The following is a 19,927-nucleotide window of genomic DNA, read 5'->3' as shown; positions in this document are numbered from 1 at the left end:
AAAAAACTTTTAGATTCACTAAAAACAATATAACTTTGTAAATTGTTGAAATAACAAAACTGCATTTATTCACTTAATATATATTTAATTATGCTACTATTATTGCAAGCAACACAAGCTGCGGACTCTGTGCAAGTGGCTGCAGACGAATTAATGAAAGAGGCGATTGCCAATGCTGACGGATTGGATAAGCTTTCGCTGATTACTCAACAATTGATAGACTTCGGTATTCGTGCCGGAGAACGTATATTGATTGCGGTCCTTGTCTTTGTCGTCGGACGTTTCCTCATCTCGCTGCTCAACAAATTCATCAGGCGTCTGATGGATAAACGAAAAGTAGATGTAAGTATCAAAACTTTCGTTAGAAGTCTGGTCAATATTCTGTTGACAATCCTGTTAATCATTTCTGTTGTCGGTGCCTTGGGAGTTGAGACAACTTCATTTGCGGCTTTATTGGCTTCCGCCGGTGTCGCTGTCGGTATGGCTTTATCCGGTAATCTGCAAAACTTTGCCGGCGGACTGGTTATTCTTTTGTTCAAACCTTATAAAGTTGGCGATTGGATAGAAACACAGCAGGGATCAGCCGGTACAGTAAAAGAAATTCAGATATTCCATACCATCCTTACTACTGGGGATAATAAACTGATTTATATACCGAATGGTTCATTAAGTAGTGGAGTAGTGATTAATTACAGTCACCAGGAAACCCGCCGTGTAGAATGGATTATTGGTATAGATTATGGAGAAGATTACAATAAGGTTCAGCAGATAGTTCGTGATATTCTGGCTGAAGATAAACGTATCTTGAATGAACCTGCTCCGTTTATAGCTCTTCATGCGCTGGATGCCAGCAGTGTGAATGTGGTGGTACGTGTATGGGTAAATAGCGGAGATTATTGGGGTGTTTATTTCGATACCAATAAAGCAATTTACGAAACCTTCAATGAAAAAGGTATTAACTTTCCTTTCCCACAGCTTACTGTGCATCAGGGAAATTGATTGTTATACTCTGATAATTCAAAAAATAAGGGAGTTGTACTTAACGTGCAACTCCCTTATTTTTTGGAAAACTTGTCTGGTGTGATTGAATAAATCTCTTTTTTATTTTATACCGAAATCTTCGGCTAGTTCATATCTATCTTCTTTGATTCCCAGTACATGATTAATTTTTCTCCTTTTCTCGAGATCTTTAAAGTAGTTTTCCACAACCTGATAGAGATCGAAGTTAGTGGTTGATCCTGCGGCTAAATCGAGTGATTCCACCATTTTTTCTACGGCTTGATGGATTTTCTCTGCGTCTATCAGATGCAGTTCGTTGCTGTGTATTAAATATTTTTCCATGACTGCAATGTTTTTAATGTTATATAGGTATAACATCTTGCAGTCATGGAAAGTTCAATGATTGAATGTTAGATTTTGGCAAGCGCCTGATCCAAATCCGCAATCAGGTCATCAATATGTTCCGTTCCAATTGATAAACGTACGGTGCCCGGATAAATCTCCTGTTCGGCGAGTTCCTGTGCATTGAGCTGTGAATGGGTAGTGCTTGCCGGGTGGATCACCAATGATTTCACATCGGCAACATTGGCAAGTAGGGAGAAAATCTCCAGGCTGTCGATGAAGCGGTGTGCTTCCTCTTGTCCGCCTTTTACCTCGAAAGTAAAAATGGAACCGGCACCATTCGGGAAGTAACGTTGATACAGTGCATGGTCAGGATGATTGGATAATGACGGATGGTTCACTTTCTTCACTTTCGGATGATTGTTTAAGAAATTCACTACCTTCAATGCATTTTCTACATGGCGTTCTACGCGCAAGGAAAGAGTTTCCAAGCCTTGCAACAGGATAAAAGCGTTGAATGGACTGATGGTGGCACCTGTGTCGCGCAGCAGAATAGCCCGGATACGGATGGCATAGGCAGCCGGACCGGCTGCATCAACGAAGCGTACGCCATGATAGCATGGATCAGGTTCGGTTAGTTGTGGAAATTTGCCGGAAGCTACCCAGTCGAATTTGCCCGAATCTACAATGACTCCTCCTAATGACGAACCGTGTCCGCCAATGAATTTTGTTGCGGAATGTACTACGATATCTGCTCCGTGTTCGATAGGGCGGATTAAATACGGGGTACCAAATGTGTTGTCAATAATCAAAGGTATTTTGTGGCGGTGGGCTATTTCAGCTACTGCCTCTATATCAATGATATTTGAGTTCGGATTTCCCAATGTCTCGATAAATACGGCTTTCGTATTTTCCTGAATGGCTTTTTCAAAGTTCGATAAATCACTTAGATCAACGAATGTTGTTGTGATGCCATAACTGGGTAAGGTATGAGCCAGTAAGTTATAGCTTCCTCCATAAATAGTTTTGGCTGCCACAATATGGTCGCCTGCACGAGTGATGTTCTCGAAAGCATAAGTGATAGCAGCGGCACCCGAAGCAACTGCCAGCCCTGCTACTCCTCCTTCAAGAGCGGCTACGCGTTGTTCAAAAACTCCTTGAGTGGAGTTGGTCAGACGACCGTAGATGTTTCCCGGGTCCTGCAGGCCGAAACGTGCGGCTGCGTGAGCGGAGTTGTGAAATACATAAGAAGTAGTCTGATAAATAGGTACTGCACGGGCATCTGTTGCCGGATCTGCTTGTTCTTGTCCTACATGAACTTGTAAAGTCTCGAAATGTAAATTCTTTGTTGCCATAATCGTATATTTTTTAAGTTTAATATTCTTTCTTTATTTTCTTGCAAAGTTATTGGATGAAGATATATCGAACAATATATATCTGAAATATAGAAAATAATGCTATTTTTGTGCCATTATATGGAATAATACAACTGTGCTATTCCTAGAAATCACCTTTTAGAAGAATATTTTTCTTATGGATACTTTTGATAAACTGGATAGAGTCGATTTGCAAATACTCCGTACTTTGCAAGAAAACGCCCGATTGACGACAAAAGAGTTGGCTGCACGGGTGAGCCTTTCTTCAACTCCTGTTTTTGAACGTCTTAAACGGTTGGAGAGTGGAGGATATATAAAGAAGTATATTGCCGTATTGGATGCGGAAAAGCTGAATCAGGGATTTGTCGTATTCTGCAGTGTGAAGCTTAGACGTCTGAACAGGGATATAGCAGCCGAGTTTACACGGATTATACAGGATATTCCTGAAGTAACCGAATGTTATAACATATCAGGAAGTTATGATTACCTGTTGAAGATTCATGCTCCCAATATGAAATACTATCAGGAGTTTATTCTGAATGTGTTGGGGACGATTGATAGCTTAGGATCACTGGAAAGCACGTTTGTAATGGCTGAAGTGAAGCATCAATATGGGATACATATTTAGTTCGTTGTGTGATAGTCTGAAATTTATCTTGTATATTTGCTATGTAATATAAATCCTCTTCTGCTGACACAATGAATTCAAAAACATATCCTCGCACCAATGATTTCCAGACTGTTTATCTGAATACAGTGATTAAGAATCCTGCCATTATGGTAGGTGATTATACAATATACAATGACTTTGTAAATGATCCTGTTCTTTTTGAGAAGAACAATGTATTATATCATTATCCGATTAATAAAGACCGATTGATAATTGGCAAATTCTGTTCCATTGCTTGTGGAGCCAAATTTCTTTTTAACAGCGCAAACCACACATTGGGTTCTTTATCCAATTATACGTTTCCTATCTTTTTTGAGGAATGGAATTTAGATAAAGGAGATGTAACTTCTGCTTGGGATAATAAAGGGGATATAGTAATAGGTAATGATGTCTGGATTGGATATGAAGCTGTTATCATGGCAGGAGTTCATATCGGAGATGGAGCGGTTATTGCGTCGCGGGCAGTGGTTACTAAAGATGTTCCTCCTTATACGATAGTAGGTGGGACACCAGCCAAAGAAATCCGGAAGCGTTTTGATGAGAATACGATTGTCCAATTGCAGAAATTGCAATGGTGGGATTGGAGTATTGAGAAGATATCCGAATGTATACCTTATATTACAGGTGGAAAGATTGAAGAACTGATAAAAAGATAAACAGTGTGTATATATGAAATTTACAATAGAGCCCGGAACTTCTGCTGATATAGATGAACTGGAAAAGCTGTATGATGAACTGAATGATTATCTGGCTGCTACGACTAATTATCCCGGGTGGATAAAAGGTGTTTATCCTGTTCGGGAAGATGCGGTTGCCGGTGTAAATGATGAAACGCTTTACGTAGCAAGATATGATGGAAGAATTGTCGGTTCAGTCATTTTAAATCATCAACCGGAAAAGGCTTATGAGAATGTCAAATGGAAAATAGAACTGGACTATAGTCATATCTTTGTGATACATACTTTTGTTGTACATCCTTCTTTTTTGAAAATAGGAGTAGGGCATGCATTAATGGATTATTCATTGGAATTGGCTCAAAGTTCGGGGATAAAGTCTGTGCGGTTAGATGTTTACGAGAAAAATCTTCCGGCTATTTCATTGTACGAAAAGTGTGGGTTCGAATACATTGATACCGTAGATTTAGGATTGGGTCATTACGGTTTAGAGTGGTTCAAACTTTATGAGAAAATCATTTTATAATCCCTTCCTTACATTATGCATTCATTGTTATAATTCAGTTGCTCTTAGATTTATAGAATAATAAATATCACATCATAGACATGAAGAAACTAATTATTGTATTTGTTCTTTTATTATCAGCACTCTCTTGTTTCTCACAAATAGAGTTTTCGACTTGCCTTTTTGATGCTTCAAGAAACAGAGTGATACCGCTAGCCGTCTATCAGCCGCACAAAGTGAATTCGAAAACAAAAGTCATTATATTTAGCCACGGCTACGATGGAAATAAAAATAATAAGTCCAATCAGACTTATGCCTATCTAACACGATTCCTTTCCCAGAAAGGCTTTTACGTAATAAGCATACAACATGAATTGGCAGATGATCCTCTTTTGGCCATGGAAGGTAATTTCATGGAAACACGCATGCCAAATTGGGAAAGGGGAGTGGCAAATATTCTTTTTACTATTCAGGAATTTAAGAAATTGAAGCCACAATTAAATTGGAATGACTTTATATTGATAGGACATTCCAATGGCGGAGATATGACCATGTTATTTGCTACCCGATATCCGCAGTTGATAAATAAAGCCATATCTATGGATCATCGCAGAATGATAATGCCTAGAACACGGAATCCTCGACTTTATACGTTAAGAGGATGCGATTATGATGCGGATTCAGGAGTATTACCCACTGAAAAGGAGCAGGAACAATTCCGGATGAAGGTTGTGAAATTGGACGGAATAACGCATAGTAATATGGGGGAGAATGGAACGGAAGAACAACACAACCTTATCAATCAGTATATCTATGGATTTCTTACACGGAGATAACTGATGTATTATATTTATTTTATCCAATGGTTTTAAATCGGAAGCCTGTTTTTCTTATAACTTTGCAACTGATTTTAGAAAAAGAAGTTTGGGATGATAAATAAATATGAAGAACGACTGGGGACAGAGCGCATGTTACCGCTTGTTTTTAAGATGGCACTTCCGGCTGTGGCAGCGCAATTTGTTAATTTGCTTTATAGCATGGTCGACCGTATTTATATTGGTCATATCCCTGGGATTGGTACGGATGCATTGGCGGGTGTAGGAGTAACGACTTCTCTTGTTATACTGATTTCTTCTTTTTCAGCGATAGTAGGAGGTGGCGGTGCGCCGTTAGCGGCTATCGCACTCGGACAGGGGGATCGTTCACGTGCCGGAAAAATTCTGGGTAATGGTTTTATCCTGCTGATACTATTCACCTTGTTTACTTCTCTCATCGCATATACCTTTATGGAGCCGGTTCTACTTTTTACAGGAGCTTCAGAAAATACATTGGAGTATGCAGTCGACTATCTTTCTATCTATTTATTAGGAACTATCTTCGTAGAAATATCCACAGGATTAAATTCTTTTATCAATGCACAAGGGCGTCCTGCTATCGCCATGTACTCGGTATTAATAGGAGCACTGTTGAATATCGTCCTCGACCCGATTTTCATTTTTTGGCTCGATATGGGAGTAAAAGGTGCAGCTCTGGCTACAGTGCTTTCACAGGCATGTAGTGCAGTGTGGGTTTTAACTTTCCTTTTCTCCCGGCACGCCTCTCTCCCTTTAGAAAAACGTTATATGGCGTTGAACCGGGAAATAATACTTTCTATATTTGCTTTGGGCGTATCACCGTTTATTATGGCAAGTACCGAAAGCCTGGTCGGCTTTGTTCTGAACAGCAGCCTGAAAGATTTTGGAGATATTTATGTCAGCGCATTGACCATCTTGCAAAGTGCGATGCAATTTGCAAGTGTCCCATTAACAGGATTTGCGCAAGGGTTCGTTCCTATTGTGAGTTATAATTATGGGCACGGCGATAAACAACGTGTCAAAGACTGTTTCCGTGTCGCATTGATAACCATGTTCTCATTCAACTTACTGCTGATGTTGTTTATGATTCTTTTCCCCTCAACAGTAGCTTCCGCCTTTACGAGTGATGAAAGATTGATAGAAACAGTCCGCTGGGCAATGCCTGTTTTCTTGGGTGGTATGACTATTTTCGGATTGCAACGAGCCTGCCAAAATATGTTTGTAGCCTTGGGACAAGCAAAAATTTCTATTTTCATAGCCTTGTTGCGCAAAGCAATCCTATTGATCCCATTGGCATTAATATTGCCACATTTTATGGGAGTAGCCGGTGTATATGCGGCTGAAGCAATATCCGATGCGACAGCGGCAATTTGTTGTACTTTGTTGTTCTTCTGGCAGTTCCCCAAAATATTGGGAAAAATCCAAAGGAGCACTTTGCACATAAGCTAAATTTCCTGATGTTTATCCATAAATATAACTAATTATGTAACGGCTTACGTATTTTTGCGAAAAATGTTTGTTCATATTATAAAAAGCTAATATATTTGCGTAATCAATTACGTATTTAGTGACGCAACTAATAAAAACATGGACTTTTTTAATCAGACAGGCAAATTAGCCATCGGTAGCAGATTACGCATGTTGACCGATAAAATAACAGTAGATGCAGCCGCCATCTATAAAATGTTTGGAGTAGACCTCAAACCGAAATGGTTTCCTGTATTTTTTGTATTATCACGTGGGGAGGCAAAAACCATTACGTCCATAGCCAAAGAGATTGGTCATTCTCATCCTTCCGTGAGTAATATTATTAAAGAAATGGTAGCTAAAGGATTAGTGAAGGAGACAAAGGACAAATCCGACGGGAGAAGAAACATGGTCATGTTATCTGCCAAAGGAAAAAGAATGTCCGACTCTTTTTCGGAACAGTGTATAGATGTTACGGCAGCTATTGAGCAAATCACGCAGCAAACCCGGAATGACCTTTGGGAGGCTATCGAAGAATGGGAGAATCTTTTGTTGGATAAATCCCTGTTGGAGCGGGTGAAGGAAGCGAAAAAGGAACGAGAGAGTAAGGACATCAAAATAGTTCCTTATGAACCTTGCTATCAATCTGCCTTCCGGACCCTTAACGAAGAGTGGATAACTGCTTATTTTCGGATGGAAGAGGCCGATTACAAGGCTTTGGATCATCCAAAGGAATATATTCTGGATAAGGGAGGAGCTATTTTGGTGGCTCTTTATAAAGATGAGCCGGTCGGTGTATGTGCTTTGTGTAAGATGGATCATCCGCTTTATGATTATGAGTTGGCCAAACTGGCTGTCAGCCCTAAGGTTCAGGGCAAAGGTATTGGAGTACTGCTTTGCGAAGCAGTTGTAAATAAAGCGAAGGAGCTTGGTGGTAAAAGAATCTTTATAGAGAGCAATACGCGTCTGAAACCGGCTATCCATATTTATCATAAGTTGGGCTTCAAGGAACTTCCCGAATATCACACGACTTATGAAAGAGGAGACATACAGATGGAATTAATGATTGAAGAGTGAAAATGAAAAAGGTGGATGGTGAATTTATTAAGGGGCGCATTGCCCCTTCATTCCAGTTCCTGCGCATAAATGTTGATAGCGCGTAATGCCTTTGATATTTCAGTCGGGGTGATTCCCTGACATTCTATTCTCAACACTTTTTCCTAGTCCTCCATATCTACATTCCATTTGTAGATTTGGGGACATAGGGTGAACAGCGCTGCGATATGTTTGATATCCCGTACATTCTTTACCGAGGTGCGAAAAATTAGTATTTGCTCTTCCATAGTTACTATCAATTACTTTTGTTTTCAGTGCAAAGGTAGGTTTAAACAAGGTTCTGTATAGGATTATTCGACGAATGCCCTGATTACTCATGACGAAATAAGTAATCGGGGAGATTAACTTCATATACTTATCCTTTGAAAAGTCAGTCATCTGTACCTGTCAATATATAAAAAAGTGTATCTGTTCTCGTCTTTCTTTTTTGATTTACTTTGCAGTGTTGTTTTAATCTCCTAATATACTTAAAGGTTATGAAGTTGAATTTTGCTAAAAGAATGTCTTATATAAAGGCTTCGGAAATAAGAGAAATATTAAAAGTTACCGAACAGGAAGATGTGATTTCGTTTGCAGGTGGTCTGCCTGCTCCGGAACTTTTTCCGATAGATGAAATCAATGAGATCAATCAGATCGTATTGAAAGAGGCAGGTACGAAAGCGCTCCAATATACCACAACAGAAGGTTATGTCCCTTTGCGCGAATGGATTGCCAACCGGATGAACGAACGTTTGGGCACGACTTTCGATAAAGATAATATTCTGATTACCCATGGCTCGCAACAAGGATTGGACTTATCCGGAAAAGTTTTCCTGGACGAGGGAGACATCGTACTTTGCGAAAGCCCTACGTATTTGGCTGCAATCAGTGCATTCAGAGCGTATGGATGTAGCTTTATTGAACTTCCTACGGATGGGGACGGTATGATGATGGATGTTTTGGAAGATGTTTTGAGCAATACTCCTCATATAAAGCTGATATATGCAATACCTACTTTTCAAAATCCTACAGGAAAAACGTGGAGTTTGGAAAGACGCAGGAAGCTGGCTGAATTATCCGCAAAGTATGGTGTTGCGGTTATTGAAGACAATCCGTACGGCGAGTTAAGGTTTGAAGGAGAGTCTTTGCCATCTATAAAGTCTTTTGATGAGGCTGGAAATATCCTGTGTACAGGTAGTTTCTCGAAAATATTCTGTCCCGGTTTCCGGATTGGCTGGATTGCGGGGGATAAAGAGATTATCCGCAAATACGTATTGGTCAAGCAAGGTACGGATTTACAATGCAACACTATTGCCCAAATGACCATCGCCGAATACCTGAAGCGCTATGATATTGATAAACATATTGCCAAAATAGTAGAAGTATACAGAAAACGCAGAAATGTGGCGATTGAAAGTATAGAACGTTATTTTCCTGATACTATAAAGTTTACTCGTCCCGAAGGCGGATTATTTACATGGATAGAACTTCCCGAAGGGATTTCGGCACGTGATGTTTTAGTCAGAAGCCTGGAGAAAAAGATTGCTTTTGTTCCGGGAGGCTCCTTTTATCCGAACGGAAACAAGGAAAATACGCTTCGGATCAACTACTCTAATATGCCCGAAGACAAAATAGAGAAAGGACTTAAAACCCTCGGCGAAGTGGTAAAGGAGTATATCAGTCAATCAAAATGATTCTTTGATAATGTTTCCCAAAACCTGCAAGCGTTCTTCAATGAAAGCACTCCATTGCTGACCGAAACTCAAGCGCATACAGTTTCTGTACTGGTCGTGCAGAGTAAACATGCGTCCGGGAGCAATGCTGATCTTATGTTGCATCGCTTTGTAATATAGCTCCGTGGTATCAATCTTTTTATTCAGTTCCACCCAAAGCATAAAACCTCCTTGTGGAGTGATGATTTTAGTGTCTTCGGGAAAATAGTCGGTAATAGCTTGTGCCAAATGAAGACTATTGGAATGTAGCTCATGGCGCAACTTGCGTAAATGATTCTCATACCTGCCGTTCTCCATGAAGTTGGCAATGGCTTCTTGGTTGAGGGTAGGAGTGGATATTAAATGAATATGTTTCTGACGAATAATAGCATCCTTAAACTTACCGGGGGCAATCCAGCCTACCCGATAACCGGGAGCTAACGTCTTTGATACAGAACCACACCATAACACAAGTCCCTTTTCATCGAAAGCTTTGCATGGCTTAGGGCGTGAATGTCCGAAGAATACATCGCCGTATAAATCATCTTCAATCAGAGGAATATTGTGTTCCGCCAACATCTGTACTATCTCTTTCTTATGTTCATCGGGCATGCAACTCCCAAGCGGATTACTGAAATTACTGATAAGCAGGCATAGATTGATCTGCGGCAATACTTTTCTTAAAGCATCGGGTTCGATGCCTGTTACAGGATTGGTCGGCAGTTCCAGCACATGAAGCTCCATACTGTTGGCCAACTGTAATATCCCGAAATAAACAGGACTTTCAACAGCTATCGTGTCTCCTCTTTGAGCAATAACAGATAATGCTAAAGAGATGGAATTGGTTACTCCTGTGGTAGTAACAATATCATCTTCGGTCAGATTTCCATTCCAGCTATACGCAAAACGGGCAATATAGTTTCTCAAACGAATGTTTCCTTGAGGGTCTTCATACCTAGTGCCGTTCCCCGGAAGTGAATACATGGCCTTGGTCAGTTCTTTATTGAGTTTGGCAATAGGCAATAAAACATCTTCCGGTATTCCCAGCGAAAAACGGGTGATAGACGAATCTTCGATGGAATGATATACTTCCATGATTAAGTCTGCTTCTTCCTTTCCCGGAGATTGAGCGGAAGGCTGCGTTGTTGCCGGCGCAGACAAATTTAGTGGCTTATAATTGACAATGTACCCTGATTTGGGGCGGGAAATGATGAATCCTTCCTTTTCCAGTTCATAATATACCTGAATGGCTGTATTTAAACTTACGCCATATTCATTGCTGATAGTACGTAAAGAAGGTAATTTCTCGCCTGCTTTCCATATACCTGTTTTTATTTGCCAGGCGATAGTGCCGGCTATCTTTTGATATAGGATTTCTTTTTTCATGTTTATTCTGTATCCGGCAAAGATACAAAAATGATGTCTGTATCTGTTGTGTTTAATCTGTTTTGTGGGGTACTTCAGCGCATAAGAAGTAATTTGCCGCTATGCTGTTTTTAGTTGTTTTCCTTGAATGGAATATCTTTTTCGTTGCCTAATGAGTTTTCGTTTGACTTAAGTCAAGCGAAAGAATAACTTAAGTCAAGCGTTAGTTTGACTTAAGTTAAACGAAAACTGGAATGTATCTTCGATAGTTATTGATAGGAAGAAAGAAATAACTAGATGAAGAAAACATTCATAATAGTGGCATTTCTATTCTCGTCACCTGTTCTTCTTCGGGTACGTTAGGATTGCTGTAATAATATTCAATGGATGTTCCCGAAGGTTTGTAACCGTTGGCTTTTATCCATTCCATCATCTCGTTGTACAGGACAGCCAGTTCGCTGTAAGTTCCTCTATGCAGACAGGAAACTATTTTTCTTTCCGGTATCGTTATGGAGCGTATATCCCCTTCACCCTGTAATTCTTTGGATGACTTTAGACCAATAATCATTTTGATATTGTGTTCCGTCAGACTTTCAAAGTTGGGATATTCAACGTAGGGGATGTCGGTAGTGACTTCACCCTGTTCCTTAAATAAAGAGTCTATTTTTACAAAGTTCTTTCCGATAGCTTCCGACATTCCGTTCATATCTGTTTGTACTTCAACAGCCAAAGCGGGCTGTTTCGGTTGCTTCAATAGCATGATTTCTGAAATTTTTCCCATAATACATTGTTTTTAGAGGGTTGATAATTAATTATTTCTTGATGACCGGAATATAGATGTCGGTAATTAGTTCTGTTCTAAGGGTGGAGGCAGGGCGGTTCATATACATTTCAAAGCTAAAGGTGCTTTGAGGACGATATTTACTTTCCGGGAACCACTCTTCATAAATAGTCCGGTAGAATTTATGCAATAAAGAGTAGTCACCGATATGCCTGAATATAGCATAACGACCACCGGGAACTTCTATCACTCCCGGCTGGAAATCATTTTCTTTGTTATCGATTATGACCCCGAGATAGAAGCGACATTTATCTATTGGGGTGATGGCCGGGTCGTCCATACTAAGGCTGACAAACTTATCATTCGACTTTTCTTCATTGCGCTGTCTAGCATAGTTGGTGAGCCTGTCCCATATTAATTTGTATCGGAGTTCATCCTTATACTTTTCACCCACCTCGATACAAAATACTTTCATCGGCAGAATCGACCGGATTTCAGGAGTGATAACCGCATGCTGTTCGTCATACATCGGCTTATACTTCTCCCTATATTGAGAGGTTGACACTCCAAAATGTTTTTTGAAGGCTTTTGCCAGACTGAATTTAGTCTGATAGTTTGTTTGCTCCGAAATCTGATTTAATGTAAAGTCGGTGGATACTAACAGATGTGCTATATGTTCGAGGCGCAAACGTTGTATGTAGCTTCCAATATTTTCTCCGGCAACGGTTTGAAACACTCTTCTGAAGTGATATTTGGAAAGTCCGCTTATCGTACTAAGTATATCTGCATCTAAACTATCGAATAAATGATTGTTGATGTAAACGACTATATCCTGAATCTTTTGGTGATGGATATTACTGGTTTCCAACTTCTGTTTCCATCGGTTCAGTTTGGGGAGCCGTTCGTTGAGTATTCGTCTAAGTTCCTTCGGCGAATAAGCGGTATCTGCATATTCATTGTACTTATCGGTGTATTTTATCCAGATATTAATCATTTCCGACATCGGAATGTCGACGATATATTTTCCATCTTTCAGGCAGTAGTAGCAATATTCATCACTTCGGGAACCGTCGGAGTTAGTACCCAGATATTTCTCTATATCAAAGCGGAGAGGCATCCCGCAACTTTGACAATACCTTTTATTTATATCTGATTCAATCATCGGTTGGGTTTTCGTTTGATGGATAGCAGTCGCTCCATATCATTAAATAAATAAGTGTCTTTCAATTCGAACATAAGCCACTTCCCATCGTGGAAAGTCGTCGTCTCATCGTATATCTTTTGAGTCTCATTGGAGAATACTTCTCGCAGAGATTCAAATTTGGCACGCTCATCTTTACCTAAAATGACCATGAAGCCAATCGTTTGTTCTTTGGCGTATAGGGCACACAGCGTTTTTCCGCCTTTGCGATATTTATATTCGTATATCCATTTTTTCCCTCCATGGTTCCATAGTTGTTCCATATTGTACTTTTGCTCGATAAGCTGGCAAAGTGAAGTCCATATATCATAAAGTTCCTTACCTATCAAGGCTTCCAGTGTTTCGGGAGTGGGAATCTGCAAAGTTTCTTTCATGGTATTCTGTATTTACTTTTGATTATCCATATCACAAAGGTAGGCTGATTTTCTAATAGATCGTTGTCCAATATAGGCATTTTGTGTGTAGCTGGTGAACAATCTGCCCGGAAATTAATTTATTTTGTAAAAGCGAAATATTGGCTGTATAACCTTTATCTTTGCATTAATTTTAAAACAAAGCCCCAATTAAAGAAAATGAAAACAATATTATTAGCAGTAGGTACGCTCTGCCTCATGGCAGGTTGCTCGTCAAAAGTGGCAAGCTCAAAAGGAATCGTTAGTGATGCAACCATGAATACGGTAACGATTGTTACTGATAAGAATGATACCCTTTCGTTCAGTACGATGGATGCAAATAAAGATGAAGTCAACGGTTTGCTTCTGAATGATACGCTGGAAGTGTTCTATACCGGAAAATATACACCGGGAATGCCGGCTTCTAAATTAGTTCAGTATCCGCAATCTCCGATTGTGGGAGGTGATCGGGATGAACATGGCTGTATCGGTTCTGCCGGATATGTATGGTGTGAAGTGCAAAAAGACTGTATCCGCTTGTTTGAGAAAGGAATCCGCACGGAATCGGTGGACGATAGCAATGCTTCTGCCTTTATTGTGTTTAGTCCTGACTCTACGCAACTGGAACTTTTCTTTTCCAATAATCAGCCCAATGAAATATTGGAGAGACGTGGCCTGCCTTCAGGAGGTTATGCATGGAACGTGGAAGATGACGATACGAAAAATGTACGGCTAATAGATGGTTTGTGGACAATCAGCCAAAGAAATAAGTTAATTTATAGCCAAAAGGCCGGAAACTGATTTTAAAAGCTCCGGCTTTCTGACGCTCTGTTTGTAGAGTAATGTTCTAGGTAATTAAATTAATAAGTGGATATCAAAGATGCTGAATATATAAACTTCCATCATAATCTTTGTATTTAGCATCTTTGTATATATCAACCAGTTTGTTACTGTAATCAAGAATGGTATCTTTGGAGATTTGTGATAAATTTGTAGCCAAAATACCACTTCCCAAAATGCCCGGATTACATAATATACTGTCTTTTCTTATTGAATTCATAGTAAGCTCTACACCTATGTAATCCTTGATACCTGCCTTTTCCAGACTGGATACAATATAGTTGTCCAAAGATTCTTTATCATCTTCGGTCATGAATCCATACCATAATAAACACTTTATTCCTAATTGAGTAGCCTGTATCAGGATATCGAGATAGGTTACTCCTGAATCTCCTTTCTTGTCTATTTCGTAAGGATCGATATGAATGAAAGAGGATGAAGGAAGTGAAGGCAATAGCTCTATGGTACCTCTCGAAGAGTCGGCATGATGCATCTCTACAGATGCACTTAATCCGACTTGTTTGGCATAGGTACCCACATTTTCCAACGCACTCTTTTCTAAATCAAAGAATACAAACCTTTTTGCTTGCTTTCCTAATACATTCATTGCCAGGGCAGGAGAACCCAGATAATTTCCTTTTGCCATTTCTGTACTTTCCAGTTGGTAATAAATGGAATCTTTTAGAGATTTGTCATCATCTGCTTTCTCCAGGAAATGATAGATACCATATTGCTGCTCCGGAGTTTGCGTCATGGAGTAGATGGCACATGCGGAATTGGTTTCTACATATACTTGTGGGGCTTCATTTCTAAGAACTTCACAGAGTATCAGATGTTTCAGTACATCGGGTTGTTTTGCGAAATGAGTGTAAGTTGCCATGTGGGTACATCTTAATATTTATAGAATATAAAAGAACTGCAACCGCTATCCTTTTTAGGCATTCATTAATTCATGGATTTCATGAATATGCAGGTGCAAATGACTTAGATAACCTTCTATCATGTCTTGTAGCGTAACCTTTGTTCCTTCAAAATCACACCAGTAGCTATCCAGTTTTGTCTGGTCTACAGATTTTATAACCTGAATGATATGCAGGTTAAAAAACTTCCATAGTTGAATCAGGTTGTTCCAATCTTCATTTTGGTAATCTTGTAATGCTATCCACAGATCATTATCCTGACGGTAATCGGGAAAGAAAAGCAAATCTTTACTGTATTGCAATCTGACCATGCGTTGGTGATTGTTTGATGCCGAATCAATCAAATGTCCGAGAATCTGTTTGATGGTACGATTTTGTTTATTACGTTTCAACGTGATCGTATCATTTTGTAGCCCGGTTAGTATTTTCTCTTCAGTTTCTATCACATGATAGATTCCTTCTGTTATTTTGGAAAAATCGACGTTTGACATACCATTCTTTTCCTTTAGGTGTTTATAGCAAAATTGCTAATGGTACAAATATAGATAAATGTGTCGATATTTATAAATTAAACGGAACTTTTCAATTCTAATTTTATCCCTCTTTCTTAAACCACCTGTAAAACCATTTACCGACCTTTTCGTAATGTCGGGTTTCGGTATCAGTATATAGCTTAGAGAAGAAAGACGTATCCAATGGCTCTCCCGACTGATTGGGATACAACACGATAAAGCTATTGTTGGAGAAATATTTCCCGAGCTGTCTCGGTAACTTCTCAAAAGAACTGTCATACGAAAGAGTTCCTGGTCGTGCACTGATAATAACCAATAAATGATCGTAACTTACCTGTCCTGTCAATACCAGCAGGTCATTCCAGTCTTCTAAGAGAGAGAAATCGGTAAGCGTCTGTTTATGCCTTTTCTTTATCCACGCTTGTAGGCGGATGGTAGTCTTTTCATTGGCAAAGAAGTGTACGCGGCATCCAAGAGTGCTCCCCATGCGACAAAAGTGCTCCATCCAATGAGGAAAACCGGATTCATATTCGGCTTTAGGAGGGACGGCAACGACAATCCGTTTGATTGTATGGACCGGTATCAGAAATTTAGAGATAATTATTTCACAGTTTAATCCGTTCAATAAGTGTTCGGCAAGTATTCCAAAGTATGAATCTGTGATGTTTTTCTTGTGGTGCAGGCCGGTGATAATACTCGTAATCTCATTCTCCTTGACTGAATGGATAATACCGGAAGCTATATTCAAATCATACCGGGTGACCTTTTTGAGTGGTACATTTGCTTCCGTTGCTGTCATTTCGGCTTTTTCCAGATAATGTTTGCTTCGAATTCGTAGATTATCAGAGTTATTATCGTCGTTGATAACATTTAATGCCAGGAGATTGTCTTTCAATTTGGGGTCACGTATGACTAGAGAAAGATTTACCATGTCCTCGATAGTGTCCGGGTTGGCTATGGATATTAAAATCTTCTCTGTTTCTTTCGACGATTCATTTTCAGGTTGTGAATCATCCATCGCCATTTTTCTGGCTGCCCGTTCGGTAATCAGTGAACTCACTACGCAAGTAACCAGGATAAGCAAGACTGTTCCGTTCAGTACATCATCATTCAATAAACGTTCGCCGGTGGGCAGAATAATGTTGTATCCAACTAATACAGCCGCCAATGTGGCTGCCGCCTGTGCATTACTCAAACCATACATTAGATTTCGTTCAAGAACAGACATCTTATATATCTTTTGAGTGAGCCAGCAAGCAATCCATTTGCCTGTCAGCGCCATGGTTATCATCACGGCGGCAACTTTTAAGGCATCCCCCTCTCCGAAAATAACACGTAAGTTGATTAACATTCCCACTCCGATAAGGAAATAAGGAATAAAAAGTGCATTACCAACGAACTCTAAATGATCCATCAATGGAGAGACGTGGGGGATGAGCCGGTTAAGTACCAATCCTGCGAGGAAAGCTCCCAAGATACCTTCCATACCAACAAGCTCCATCAACCCTGCTCCTAAAAAGACCATCGCAAGCACGAAAATAAATTGCATCACGTTGTCATTGTACCGGTGAAAGAACCAACGACCGATGCGCGGAAAGAAATAAATAATTAGTGCCCCTAGAAAGATTACTTTTACCACCAGCCAAATCCAAAACAATCCTCCGGTTTCTCCTTTGAACAATCCGCCTATAACAGCCAGTACCAGCAGCGTGAGTGTATCCGTTACGGCCGTTCCTCCTACGGCAATACTTACGCTACGATGGCGTGATATGCCGAAGCGGGTGACGATGGGGTAGGCCACGAGCGTATGGGAGGCATACATGCTGGCTAATAATACAGAGGTGATTACACCATATTTCAGATAAGATACATTTGCCATGAATCCAATCCCGATAGGAACGATAAAAGCCAGTAATCCCAGTACCAATGCTTTGTTTCGCGTCTCTTTGAAATCTCCCATATTCATTTCCAGACCAGCCAGGAACATGATGTAATAGAGTCCGACTTTCCCGAATAACTGAAAGCTGCTGTCTCGTGCCAGGATATTAAATCCATGTTCGCCAATAGCCAGTCCTGCCAGGATCATACCGATAATATGAGGGATGCGCAGTTTATTCAATAATATCGGAGCAAACAATATAATCAAGAGTACAAGGAGAAATATCCATGTAGGGTCGGTGATAGGGAATGTTAAATCAAGGCCAATCCAATCCATAATTTGACGAGTTCGTGATATTTGTTCCGCAAAATAACCTAAAAAAATGCTTCTAAAAAAGCATTAGTTAATAAAATTAGTCATTTATTTTTTCTCCAGATTCATGATTGCCGGAATGAAGAATGCAAGTGTTCCTGGGACATACGTTTTTAAATATACGATGATTTTATCCGTGTGTGCGTTTTGGGGTGTATAGTGATTTTATCCGGCTCTACTTTTAGCAATAATAGTAGTGCCGGATATGTCTATTTTTCGAATCCTAAATCATGTTCTTGTATTCCTCTTGTTTTTTCTTGGGTAACTTCTTTATAACTTCTTCTACCGAGTGGCTAATCAACTCCTTTATGAGTTTATCGGGAACATCTCCTTCCAAGTAAACGGTTATCCAATGTTTCTTATCCGAAAAAGGTCCCCAAAAAATGTCTTCGTATTGTTCTATGAGCTCTTCTGATTTATCAGGATTACATTTCATATCCGCCCAGAATCTTCCGTTTTTAGGACGTAATGTAGCAAAAGTGAACATTTTATCCATAACCTTGAAAACCAAAGTATGTTCATCAAACGGCATACATTCTGTTGCTCCTTTGACTGACAGGCAATATTCTCTATAATCTTCGATATTCATGACTTCTCTTTTTTGATTCATTCGTTGTACAAATATATCACTTTCTGTTTGCTTTTGAAAAACATGTTTCTATCTCAAAGTACCCGTTTCAATTTCGCCCTTATCCGGCTTAAACTTACCGGAGTTATTCCCAGATAAGAAGCAAGACACTCCAATGGTATTCTCTGTAATAGCTCCGGATTATTTTGTATCAGCTTCATATACCGTTCGGACGCGGTGGTGAATAAGAGAGAAATAAGTCTTTCCTCTGCTTGCAGGAACTCTGATTCGGCAAACTTGCGCCCCCAGTTGGCAATATGGATATCTTCCTTGAATAATTCGTGTAAGTCTTTGCGCTTTAATAGATACAATACCGAGTTTTCCATCAGTTCCATTGACTCATACCCCTGTTGATTATTTACATAGCTTTTCAATGAGACAATGGTTGACCCTTCTTTCCCAATCCAGAACGTTACCTCTTTTCCGTCTACGGGAATATAAGCTCTGGCAATCCCTTTCTCGATGAAAAAGATATTCGTTTCAGTCTTGCCAGCCTCCAATATATGATAACCTTTGGGATATGTGACTTTTGACAGATGTTTGACCACCTTATCTGCTGAAGCCTCCGGCATCCGATATATCCTGTTTATAATCTCGTGTATATCCATATCGCATTGAATCATTATTCTGCAAAAATACAAAAAGTTATATTAGGAAAAGAAGAATTGATGATACTCTTACACTGTCATTTCTTATCAAATGTAAAGTGAAAGCTCCGGGCATCTTGTTAATTTTGCAGTCTAATATTAAAAATAGAAGGATATGAATTGGATTATATTGATTATTGCCGGACTGTTTGAGGTTGGTTTTACCTTTTGTCTAGGCAAGATTAAAGGAGCGACAGGCACCGTTTTTTATTTGTGGGGAGCGGGATTTGTAATCTCTGTAACCTTAAGCATGTTCCTGCTGGCAAAGGCTGCGCAAACATTGCCTATCGGCACTGCGTATCCTGTTTGGACAGGGATAGGAGCGGTGGGGACTGTATTGATCGGTATCCTGTTCTTTCATGAACCGGCAACTTTGGGTCGTTTGTTTTTTATGACGACTCTGATTATTTCAATCGTAGGGTTGAAACTGATATAATCAGACGAATAGGATTTAGTTTTAATAGATAGAAAAGTGTGATAAGGACTTTTTCAGTGTAAGTCATATATTGTTGAAAAGATTCCATCCGGTATAATATTGGGGAAATTTGGAACTGATGAGGCCGATTATGTAATATATGCTTTCGTAATTCTGCGATTATTAGGCATTTATAAGAAGTCGTTTTGATGGGAAAAAGTTTGGTTTCTAAAATAAATGTATATATTTGCAGAATGTGGGACGCATCTCGTCCGGATTCG

General features: G+C 39.7%; 21 protein-coding genes and 1 pseudogene. 10 read left to right on the top strand and 12 right to left on the bottom strand.

Annotation, left to right across the window (positions count from 1 at the left end):
- Positions 1 to 90 precede the first annotated feature (90 nt).
- Positions 91 to 999 (top strand): mechanosensitive ion channel family protein, encoded by a 909-nt coding sequence (locus N5O98_RS09495; protein ID WP_004299133.1) that lies wholly within the window; start codon positions 91 to 93, stop codon positions 997 to 999.
- 102 nt (positions 1,000 to 1,101) lie between these two features.
- Here N5O98_RS09495 and N5O98_RS09490 read toward each other — a convergent pair whose 3' ends face one another.
- The gene (locus N5O98_RS09490) at positions 1,102 to 1,341 is read right to left on the bottom strand and encodes a hypothetical protein (RefSeq protein ID WP_004306417.1); all 240 of its coding nucleotides are present in this window, start codon (positions 1,339 to 1,341) and stop codon (positions 1,102 to 1,104) included.
- Positions 1,342 to 1,409: 68 nt separating this feature from the next.
- Positions 1,410 to 2,696: an O-acetylhomoserine aminocarboxypropyltransferase/cysteine synthase family protein gene (locus N5O98_RS09485; protein ID WP_118161420.1), complete on the bottom strand. Its 1,287-nt coding sequence runs from the start codon at positions 2,694 to 2,696 to the stop codon at positions 1,410 to 1,412.
- A gap of 178 nt (positions 2,697 to 2,874) precedes the next feature.
- On the opposite strand from N5O98_RS09485, the gene N5O98_RS09480 reads away from it, so the two are divergent.
- The 6 genes from N5O98_RS09480 to N5O98_RS09455 all read left to right on the top strand — a co-directional run bounded on the left by N5O98_RS09480 (position 2,875) and on the right by N5O98_RS09455 (position 7,964).
- Positions 2,875 to 3,345, top strand: a complete 471-nt coding sequence (locus N5O98_RS09480) for an Lrp/AsnC family transcriptional regulator (RefSeq protein WP_004299136.1) — start codon at positions 2,875 to 2,877, stop codon at positions 3,343 to 3,345.
- Positions 3,346 to 3,416: 71 nt separating this feature from the next.
- Positions 3,417 to 4,043, top strand: coding sequence for a CatB-related O-acetyltransferase (locus tag N5O98_RS09475; protein WP_004306418.1), 627 nt, complete (start codon positions 3,417 to 3,419; stop codon positions 4,041 to 4,043).
- 13 nt (positions 4,044 to 4,056) lie between these two features.
- On the top strand, positions 4,057 to 4,587 hold the full coding sequence (locus tag N5O98_RS09470; RefSeq protein WP_004306419.1) for a GNAT family N-acetyltransferase: 531 nt from the start codon (positions 4,057 to 4,059) through the stop codon (positions 4,585 to 4,587).
- A gap of 80 nt (positions 4,588 to 4,667) precedes the next feature.
- The gene (locus tag N5O98_RS09465) at positions 4,668 to 5,402 is read left to right on the top strand and encodes an alpha/beta hydrolase (RefSeq protein WP_004299138.1); all 735 of its coding nucleotides are present in this window, start codon (positions 4,668 to 4,670) and stop codon (positions 5,400 to 5,402) included.
- 93 nt (positions 5,403 to 5,495) lie between these two features.
- On the top strand, positions 5,496 to 6,869 hold the full coding sequence (locus N5O98_RS09460) for an MATE family efflux transporter (RefSeq protein ID WP_004309072.1): 1,374 nt from the start codon (positions 5,496 to 5,498) through the stop codon (positions 6,867 to 6,869).
- 138 nt (positions 6,870 to 7,007) lie between these two features.
- Positions 7,008 to 7,964 (top strand): bifunctional helix-turn-helix transcriptional regulator/GNAT family N-acetyltransferase, encoded by a 957-nt coding sequence (locus tag N5O98_RS09455; protein WP_004299140.1) that lies wholly within the window; start codon positions 7,008 to 7,010, stop codon positions 7,962 to 7,964.
- A 47-nt stretch (positions 7,965 to 8,011) separates the two neighbouring features.
- Here the strand turns inward: N5O98_RS09455 and N5O98_RS09450 are convergent.
- Positions 8,012 to 8,230: pseudogene (locus N5O98_RS09450) on the bottom strand (hypothetical protein).
- A gap of 249 nt (positions 8,231 to 8,479) precedes the next feature.
- Here N5O98_RS09450 and N5O98_RS09445 point away from each other — a divergent pair.
- The gene (locus N5O98_RS09445) at positions 8,480 to 9,676 is read left to right on the top strand and encodes an aminotransferase-like domain-containing protein (protein WP_004309073.1); all 1,197 of its coding nucleotides are present in this window, start codon (positions 8,480 to 8,482) and stop codon (positions 9,674 to 9,676) included.
- Here the strand turns inward: N5O98_RS09445 and N5O98_RS09440 are convergent.
- The 4 genes from N5O98_RS09440 to N5O98_RS09425 all read right to left on the bottom strand — a co-directional run bounded on the left by N5O98_RS09440 (position 9,668) and on the right by N5O98_RS09425 (position 13,415).
- Positions 9,668 to 11,080 carry an aminotransferase-like domain-containing protein gene (locus tag N5O98_RS09440; RefSeq protein ID WP_118161421.1) on the bottom strand — a complete coding sequence of 471 codons (1,413 nt, stop codon included), beginning with the start codon at positions 11,078 to 11,080 and terminating at the stop codon, positions 9,668 to 9,670. The genes N5O98_RS09445 and N5O98_RS09440 overlap by 9 nt on opposite strands.
- A 289-nt stretch (positions 11,081 to 11,369) precedes the next feature.
- Positions 11,370 to 11,840: a GyrI-like domain-containing protein gene (locus tag N5O98_RS09435; RefSeq protein WP_032845242.1), complete on the bottom strand. Its 471-nt coding sequence runs from the start codon at positions 11,838 to 11,840 to the stop codon at positions 11,370 to 11,372.
- 31 nt (positions 11,841 to 11,871) lie between these two features.
- Positions 11,872 to 13,002: a GyrI-like domain-containing protein gene (locus N5O98_RS09430; protein ID WP_004306425.1), complete on the bottom strand. Its 1,131-nt coding sequence runs from the start codon at positions 13,000 to 13,002 to the stop codon at positions 11,872 to 11,874.
- Positions 12,999 to 13,415 (bottom strand): DUF3788 domain-containing protein, encoded by a 417-nt coding sequence (locus N5O98_RS09425; RefSeq protein ID WP_004306427.1) that lies wholly within the window; start codon positions 13,413 to 13,415, stop codon positions 12,999 to 13,001. Before N5O98_RS09425 ends, N5O98_RS09430 begins: the two co-directional genes overlap by 4 nt.
- A gap of 198 nt (positions 13,416 to 13,613) precedes the next feature.
- Here N5O98_RS09425 and N5O98_RS09420 point away from each other — a divergent pair, with 198 nt between their 5' ends.
- Positions 13,614 to 14,234 carry a hypothetical protein gene (locus N5O98_RS09420; RefSeq protein WP_008777379.1) on the top strand — a complete coding sequence of 207 codons (621 nt, stop codon included), beginning with the start codon at positions 13,614 to 13,616 and terminating at the stop codon, positions 14,232 to 14,234.
- A 73-nt stretch (positions 14,235 to 14,307) separates the two neighbouring features.
- Here N5O98_RS09420 and N5O98_RS09415 read toward each other — a convergent pair whose 3' ends face one another.
- From N5O98_RS09415 to N5O98_RS09395, 5 genes are all read right to left on the bottom strand, one after another.
- Complete coding sequence (locus N5O98_RS09415) at positions 14,308 to 15,153, bottom strand: hypothetical protein (protein WP_118161422.1); 846 nt, start codon at positions 15,151 to 15,153, stop codon at positions 14,308 to 14,310.
- Between the two features lie 54 nt (positions 15,154 to 15,207).
- The gene (locus N5O98_RS09410; protein WP_004299152.1) at positions 15,208 to 15,684 is read right to left on the bottom strand and encodes a DinB family protein; all 477 of its coding nucleotides are present in this window, start codon (positions 15,682 to 15,684) and stop codon (positions 15,208 to 15,210) included.
- A gap of 103 nt (positions 15,685 to 15,787) precedes the next feature.
- A complete protein-coding gene (locus N5O98_RS09405) occupies positions 15,788 to 17,920 on the bottom strand; it encodes a cation:proton antiporter (protein WP_118161423.1) in 2,133 nt (710 codons plus the stop codon).
- 259 nt (positions 17,921 to 18,179) lie between these two features.
- On the bottom strand, positions 18,180 to 18,545 hold the full coding sequence (locus tag N5O98_RS09400) for an MmcQ/YjbR family DNA-binding protein (RefSeq protein ID WP_004306433.1): 366 nt from the start codon (positions 18,543 to 18,545) through the stop codon (positions 18,180 to 18,182).
- A 74-nt stretch (positions 18,546 to 18,619) separates the two neighbouring features.
- Positions 18,620 to 19,192: a Crp/Fnr family transcriptional regulator gene (locus N5O98_RS09395; RefSeq protein WP_008640756.1), complete on the bottom strand. Its 573-nt coding sequence runs from the start codon at positions 19,190 to 19,192 to the stop codon at positions 18,620 to 18,622.
- Between the two features lie 154 nt (positions 19,193 to 19,346).
- Here N5O98_RS09395 and N5O98_RS09390 point away from each other — a divergent pair, with 154 nt between their 5' ends.
- On the top strand, positions 19,347 to 19,667 hold the full coding sequence (locus N5O98_RS09390) for a DMT family transporter (protein ID WP_118161424.1): 321 nt from the start codon (positions 19,347 to 19,349) through the stop codon (positions 19,665 to 19,667).
- Positions 19,668 to 19,927: the final 260 nt, after the last annotated feature.

Source organism: Bacteroides sp. LFL-34 (assembly GCF_027257075.1).
Taxonomy (GTDB): Bacteria; Bacteroidota; Bacteroidia; order Bacteroidales; family Bacteroidaceae; genus Bacteroides; species Bacteroides ovatus.
Note: the sequence above shows the minus strand (reverse complement) of the source record. Positions and strands in the feature narration are given on the sequence as shown.

Bases quoted from the DNA above. Each gene is read 5' to 3' on its own strand.
- N5O98_RS09495 (WP_004299133.1), top strand. From the start codon at position 91: ATGCTACTATTATTGCAAGCAACACAAGCTGCGGACTCTGTGCAAGTG.
- N5O98_RS09490 (WP_004306417.1), bottom strand. From the start codon at position 1,341: ATGGAAAAATATTTAATACACAGCAACGAACTGCATCTGATAGACGCA.
- N5O98_RS09485 (WP_118161420.1), bottom strand. From the start codon at position 2,696: ATGGCAACAAAGAATTTACATTTCGAGACTTTACAAGTTCATGTAGGA.
- N5O98_RS09480 (WP_004299136.1), top strand. From the start codon at position 2,875: ATGGATACTTTTGATAAACTGGATAGAGTCGATTTGCAAATACTCCGT.
- N5O98_RS09475 (WP_004306418.1), top strand. From the start codon at position 3,417: ATGAATTCAAAAACATATCCTCGCACCAATGATTTCCAGACTGTTTAT.
- N5O98_RS09470 (WP_004306419.1), top strand. From the start codon at position 4,057: ATGAAATTTACAATAGAGCCCGGAACTTCTGCTGATATAGATGAACTG.
- N5O98_RS09465 (WP_004299138.1), top strand. From the start codon at position 4,668: ATGAAGAAACTAATTATTGTATTTGTTCTTTTATTATCAGCACTCTCT.
- N5O98_RS09460 (WP_004309072.1), top strand. From the start codon at position 5,496: ATGATAAATAAATATGAAGAACGACTGGGGACAGAGCGCATGTTACCG.
- N5O98_RS09455 (WP_004299140.1), top strand. From the start codon at position 7,008: ATGGACTTTTTTAATCAGACAGGCAAATTAGCCATCGGTAGCAGATTA.
- N5O98_RS09445 (WP_004309073.1), top strand. From the start codon at position 8,480: ATGAAGTTGAATTTTGCTAAAAGAATGTCTTATATAAAGGCTTCGGAA.
- N5O98_RS09440 (WP_118161421.1), bottom strand. From the start codon at position 11,080: ATGAAAAAAGAAATCCTATATCAAAAGATAGCCGGCACTATCGCCTGG.
- N5O98_RS09435 (WP_032845242.1), bottom strand. From the start codon at position 11,840: ATGGGAAAAATTTCAGAAATCATGCTATTGAAGCAACCGAAACAGCCC.
- N5O98_RS09430 (WP_004306425.1), bottom strand. From the start codon at position 13,002: ATGATTGAATCAGATATAAATAAAAGGTATTGTCAAAGTTGCGGGATG.
- N5O98_RS09425 (WP_004306427.1), bottom strand. From the start codon at position 13,415: ATGAAAGAAACTTTGCAGATTCCCACTCCCGAAACACTGGAAGCCTTG.
- N5O98_RS09420 (WP_008777379.1), top strand. From the start codon at position 13,614: ATGAAAACAATATTATTAGCAGTAGGTACGCTCTGCCTCATGGCAGGT.
- N5O98_RS09415 (WP_118161422.1), bottom strand. From the start codon at position 15,153: ATGGCAACTTACACTCATTTCGCAAAACAACCCGATGTACTGAAACAT.
- N5O98_RS09410 (WP_004299152.1), bottom strand. From the start codon at position 15,684: ATGTCAAACGTCGATTTTTCCAAAATAACAGAAGGAATCTATCATGTG.
- N5O98_RS09405 (WP_118161423.1), bottom strand. From the start codon at position 17,920: ATGGATTGGATTGGCCTTGATTTAACATTCCCTATCACCGACCCTACA.
- N5O98_RS09400 (WP_004306433.1), bottom strand. From the start codon at position 18,545: ATGAATATCGAAGATTATAGAGAATATTGCCTGTCAGTCAAAGGAGCA.
- N5O98_RS09395 (WP_008640756.1), bottom strand. From the start codon at position 19,192: ATGGATATACACGAGATTATAAACAGGATATATCGGATGCCGGAGGCT.
- N5O98_RS09390 (WP_118161424.1), top strand. From the start codon at position 19,347: ATGAATTGGATTATATTGATTATTGCCGGACTGTTTGAGGTTGGTTTT.